The following is a 5454-nucleotide window of genomic DNA, read 5'->3' as shown; positions in this document are numbered from 1 at the left end:
TAAATTGTCTTTCCTTTAACCACCGACACATTTCCTTAGCTTTAGAACAATAATCTTCCATATTTCTAAACTCTTCCTCTATATGGAAGGAAGCGAATACATAATATTCACTTCCTTCAAATCTTTCTAACATCTCCTTTTGAATGTCAAAAGTGGATAAATATACAGATAAACCTAATTGGTTAAACATTGGCTATATCAGAATTCTTAATAAATAATGTAGTCATAATGAATCCACCTACATAGGAGATAATAATACCTAGGAAATAGTTTAACATTGAATCTGGTTGCATTAAAGGCAAGGCTACTAAACCTGATGGTCCCCAAGCAGTAGCCAAAACTTTAGTTGCCATAACATAAGCACCACCAAATCCTGCCCCTAAACCTGCTGTAACAAAAGGCTTTCCTAGTGGAAGAGTAACACCATAAATTAAAGGTTCACCAATACCTAGAACTCCTGCTGGTAAAGCACCTGTAATAACTGATTGAATCCTTTGGTTGTCAACTTTTTTAGCTTTTAAATATATTGCTATTGCAGCACCTACTTGCCCTGCACCTGCCATTGCAAGTACTGGAAAAAGTGAAACTCCACCCATGGATTCAAGCTGAATTGCATAAATAGGAATAAGTCCATGATGTAATCCTAATAAAACCATTGGTAAAAATACTGCTGCTAAAATATAACCAGATATTACACTTACTATAGTATTATCTGAGTTGATAATTACACTTAAAGCACTGACTAAACCATCTGAAATAAACCCAGAAACCGGCATAATAACTAGTACCAAAGCTAAGCCTGTGATTAAAAGAGTTACTAAAGGAGTAACAATTAGATCTAGAACATCTGGTACTACTTTTCTAACTTTTCTTTCAATCTTTGAAAGGAGGTAAACTCCCAAAATTACACCAATAATACCACCTTTTCCTGTGGTAAGAATAGAATTTAAAGGTACTTCTGCATTATACAATCCAAATAACTCTGATATGCTATTGATCTGTGCTCCAATTGTCATGGCACCAATCATTCCACCTAAAGCCTCTGTTGCACCAAATCTTTTTGCAGCATTAACACCTGTATATATTGCAAAATATCCTAAGAAAGCTGCACCTATTAGAGAAAACATTAATTGAATAAAATTCCAAGTATTAGAAGTAGGTAAATTACCATTTCCTTGTAATGTACTAATTAAAGATGCAAATCCATTGAAGATACCTGCTGCAATAATTGCAGGAATAAGAGGAATAAAAATACCAGCAATTGTTTCTAATCCTGCTTTTAAAGGTCCTTTCTTTTGTCTTGATTTAATATCTGCCTTAGTTCCTTCCCAATCCTCAGTTACAACCGAATCCCCTGTTAGACCAAATTCTTCTACAAATATATCTGCTAACTTTCTAGCCTTTCCAGGACCCACTACTACCTGCAAAGAATCAGTTCCTGTAACACCTAAAACACCTTCTGTATTTTTTAACTCCTCCATCTGAACATTTGACATATCTTTAATTCTTAGGCGGAGCCTTGTCATACAGTTAGTTACAGTGATAATATTTTCCTTACCACCTACTAATTCAAGAATCTTTTTAGCTAACTCTTTGTTAGTTGCCATACATTAACACCTCTTTCTTTATTAATTTTTTGAGAAATTAGATTTTCTCATTTTATAATGAAATTTTTCTAATATGGCCATTAGTTAAAGTTAATCTTTTCCTTGCTTCTTCTGCACTGGAATTCAATAAAATCATTGTAATTGCAACTTTTACACTTCCTCCTGCCTTTTTTAAAACTTCTCTTGCAGTTTCTCTTCCTACATCAGTGGCTGCCATAATGATATTCTCTGCCCTAGTTTTTAATTTATTGTTTGTCATCTGCACATCTACCATAAGGTTTTTATATGCTTTCCCAATTCCTACCATGGAAATTGTAGATATCATATTTAAAACCATTTTCTGGGCTGTCCCTGCTTTTAATCTAGTGGATCCAGTTAAAACTTCGGGGCCAACTACTATCTCAATTGCTATATCTGATACAGCACCTACTTCAGAATTTTTATTACAAGCTATTCCTACGGTGTTGCAGCCAACCTTATTGGCATAATTAAGACCAGCAATAACGTAAGGTGTTCGACCACTTGCAGCTATGCCTACAACTACATCCTTATCTGTTAAGTTAATATTTTTTAAATCATCTACTCCCATAGTTGTACTGTCTTCGGCTCCTTCAGCAGCCTTTACAAAAGCATTTTCCCCTCCAGCTATTAATCCTACAACCATTTCTGGAGGTGTACCGAAGGTTGGAGGGCACTCTACAGCATCTAATACTCCTAAACGTCCACTAGTACCAGCTCCAATATATATAAGCCTCCCTCCTTTATTAAAGGCTTCTATTACAACTCTTACAGCTTTTTCAATTTGAGGAATTTCCTTTTTTACTGCCTGGGGAACCTTTTGATCCTCTTCATTCATAATTAATAGTGCATCCTTTATTGATAAAATATCTAAATCTAGAGTTTTATCATTTATTTGTTCAGTTGACATTTTGTTCAAATCAATCATCAGTTTTTCCCCTTTCTAATATGTGTTTTTGTAATCAATTCTAATGATTTTTCATATTGAGTACTAGCATATCCAGTGTATAATATATCAATTACATTTAATTGAGACATTCTAGAGGACATGGCTCCACTCCTTAAAGTCGATTCATTTGCTGCCACAAAAATATTATAGTCACATAAATCTACAATGGGAGAAATCCCATATTTAGTTATAGATATAATTTTTACATTGTTCTCTTTCATAGCTTTAGCACACTCTATCATTTCCATTGTTTGTCCAGAGTAGGATATAATTATACCAATATCTTTAGATGACATATTCCTTGCGGTCAACAATTGTAAATGCCAATCTTCACTTACTGTACAATATCTATTTAACCTCATAAACTTTTGTTGAGCATCCTTTGCAACAATAAGAGAAGAACCAATTCCAAAAATACATATATTTTCACATGTCTTTAATAAATCTATGCATTTCTCTATAACTTCCGAATCTATTATATTCTTTGTATCTTCAAGAGAAACTATGTTTTTATAAGTTACTTTTTCAATAATACCTTCGATATTATCTGATTCAACAATTTCCTTTTTCTCTTCAGATTTGTTGTTATCCCTAATAGCTAACTCATATATCAATGCTTTAGTAAAATCCTTATATCCACCAAAACCATTCTTTTTACACATTCTCACTATGGATGCTGGTGAAGTAAAAGTTTTTTCTGCAAGTTCATAAATAGTTATTCCTGAAGCCTCCTTAGGATGCTCTAAAATATATTCTATTATAGATTTTTCTGTAGGACTGGCTTGGTTGTAATATTCTCTTAATCTTACGATTACACTCTTCACTCTTCCCACTCCTTAATTTCATTTTATCATCATGAACTATAGTGTCAATAATTCTTGTTTATTGTGAAATAATGTTTCATATTTTGGTTCATACTATATATTTTATCAGTTTTTTCTGAAACTTTAAAGATTAATATAGGAAAATTGATATGAATAAAAAATAGAATACAAACTTATAAGAAGGGTAGTGTTCGAATTGCTCAAAATTAAATATTCCGAAATGACAAAAAGAGGATATGGTTCTCGGAATCACCATAGATATTTTCCATAGCCTTCCTTTTCCATATCCTCTTTTTTAATAAATTTCAATGCAGCACTATTGATACAATATCTAAGACCACCTTTATCCTTTGGTCCATCATGAAATACATGACCAAGATGAGAATCTCCATATTTACTTCTAACTTCAGTCCTTGCCATATTATGACTAGTATCTAATTTTTCCTTAATATTTTCTTCTATAGGTTTAGTAAAACTAGGCCATCCACAGCCTGCATCATATTTGTCTCTTGAACTAAATAGTGGTTCTCCAGTAACTACATCCACGTAGATGCCTTCCTCCTCATGATCCCAATACTCATTTTGAAAAGGCCTTTCCGTTCCATTTTCTTGAGTTATCTTATATTGAATTGGGGTTAACTTTTGTTTTAGTTCTTTTTTATTGGGTTTTTCATATTTTGACATAGGATCACCTCAAAAATTTTCTTTAGATAAGCTTAATATCCAACTTATCCAGCTTGATACAGTCTGGGCTCTTCTATAGAATGTACTATCTGATTTTATTTTATACAAATTTGATTCTTTCATTGTTTTAACAACATTATCTTTACTAGGCATTTGTTTTATTTTGAAATATTCTTTTAAAGTTTTATTAAAAGCATTGTGTTTAAGAAGTAATTCAATAAATTTGAGTTGTCTTGTCTTTAAGTTGATTTTAAAAAGATTTCTACCTTCATTTGTTAAAAAGTAAACTACCTCATTATCTTCTCTTTTTTTATCTATAATACCTAAATATCTACCTGCATCAGTATAATAGTTAGTTTGTCTAGGATTAAAATCATATGTAGTAGTAATCTCTTCTTTTGTCATGTCCTTCTTATATAATAATTCGCATAAATTTATAAGTCTCTTAATATTATTAGCCTGAGGAAATTGGATCCTTGGTTCTTCAATAATATTGACATTATATAAAATATCTTTTATATCATTCAGACTAATATCATCTTGTACTAAAGTATAATTTTTTTGTTTTACCAAAACTAATGAATTATAATTATTAGGATCCTGAAAAACATACTCATATAATGTAAAAATACCATTAGAATATACCATAAAAATTGGCTTGACCCTCTTAGCTATCTTCTCATCCCATAGTCTAAAGGGATAATATAATTGTCTAATTAAAAAGTCTTCAGAAATTGAGTTTTTAGCCTCTATTAAAGCTAGACTTTCTGTTCCTTCATAACCGCCATCTATTTCAATTTGAGAATTAGATACTATAACCTTTACATCTTTGTTGATATTTAAATTATTTATATAGAAAGAAAATTCATTAGAACTAATCCGCCCACTGACTGTAGGCATTGGTTTATCATCTTGAAGAAAATCCGATAATATTCCTGAAACAAAGGCACAATTTATAGCTATGGATTCAGAAGTTATATTTTCATAATCAATACTTTCTATATAATCAGGAAATGTAACTTTTATAACTTCATTATTTATTTCATCAAATTCCTTGTATGCTTCAAAAGAAGAAATTATATAACTACCTCTAGTTATTGGTAAAATAGATAGATGATTATCTATAAACAATTTTGGTAAATTTGTCTTATGGTCGAATTTTGTAGCTAATCTAGCTTCTCTAAATTCATTAATCTTTTTAGAAGAAATTTCATAAAAGCCTTTATTCTCTATTTCATACAAAATATTATATTTATCAAAAAGCTTTTCCCAGGCAAAATCATTTTTCGTTTTACTCATAATTCCTCACCAGCACTTCGTTAACTTCTCCTCTTTTATGTCCCTTTGAATTTATAGATCTTTTAGCATGTAC

Annotated in this window: 5 protein-coding genes and 1 pseudogene; all 6 read right to left on the bottom strand. The window is 31.2% G+C overall.

What is annotated here, in order from left to right:
* Positions 1-190, bottom strand: a 190-nt coding sequence (locus tag VK998_RS02405) for a hypothetical protein (protein ID WP_325225064.1), incomplete at its 3' end; no start/stop codon positions are given.
* Complete coding sequence (locus VK998_RS02400) at positions 183-1607, bottom strand: PTS transporter subunit EIIC (protein WP_325225061.1); 1425 nt, start codon at positions 1605-1607, stop codon at positions 183-185. The genes VK998_RS02405 and VK998_RS02400, both read right to left, overlap by 8 nt.
* Positions 1608-1659: 52 nt before the next feature.
* Positions 1660-2553, bottom strand: coding sequence for an N-acetylmuramic acid 6-phosphate etherase (gene murQ / locus VK998_RS02395; RefSeq protein ID WP_325225058.1), 894 nt, complete (start codon positions 2551-2553; stop codon positions 1660-1662).
* On the bottom strand, positions 2553-3398 hold the full coding sequence (locus VK998_RS02390; protein ID WP_325225056.1) for a MurR/RpiR family transcriptional regulator: 846 nt from the start codon (positions 3396-3398) through the stop codon (positions 2553-2555). The genes murQ and VK998_RS02390 overlap by 1 nt, the downstream gene beginning before the upstream one ends.
* Positions 3399-3647: 249 nt before the next feature.
* Positions 3648-4076: pseudogene (gene msrB, locus VK998_RS02385) on the bottom strand (peptide-methionine (R)-S-oxide reductase MsrB); the annotation flags it as partial.
* Positions 4077-4091: 15 nt separating this feature from the next.
* Positions 4092-5381, bottom strand: a complete 1290-nt coding sequence (locus VK998_RS02380; protein ID WP_325225054.1) for a type II restriction enzyme — start codon at positions 5379-5381, stop codon at positions 4092-4094.
* Positions 5382-5454 lie beyond the last annotated feature (73 nt).

It is taken from the genome of Schnuerera sp. (assembly GCF_035459645.1).
GTDB lineage: Bacteria > Bacillota > Clostridia > Tissierellales > Tepidimicrobiaceae > Schnuerera.
The sequence above is the reverse complement of the archived record's forward strand: the minus strand, read 5'-3'. Positions and strand labels throughout refer to the sequence as shown.

What these genes read in the sequence shown, in the direction of transcription:
- VK998_RS02400 (WP_325225061.1), bottom strand. Translation starts at nt 1,607, where the DNA reads ATGGCAACTAACAAAGAGTTAGCTAAAAAGATTCTTGAATTAGTAGGT.
- murQ (WP_325225058.1), bottom strand. Translation starts at nt 2,553, where the DNA reads ATGATTGATTTGAACAAAATGTCAACTGAACAAATAAATGATAAAACT.
- VK998_RS02380 (WP_325225054.1), bottom strand. Translation starts at nt 5,381, where the DNA reads ATGAGTAAAACGAAAAATGATTTTGCCTGGGAAAAGCTTTTTGATAAA.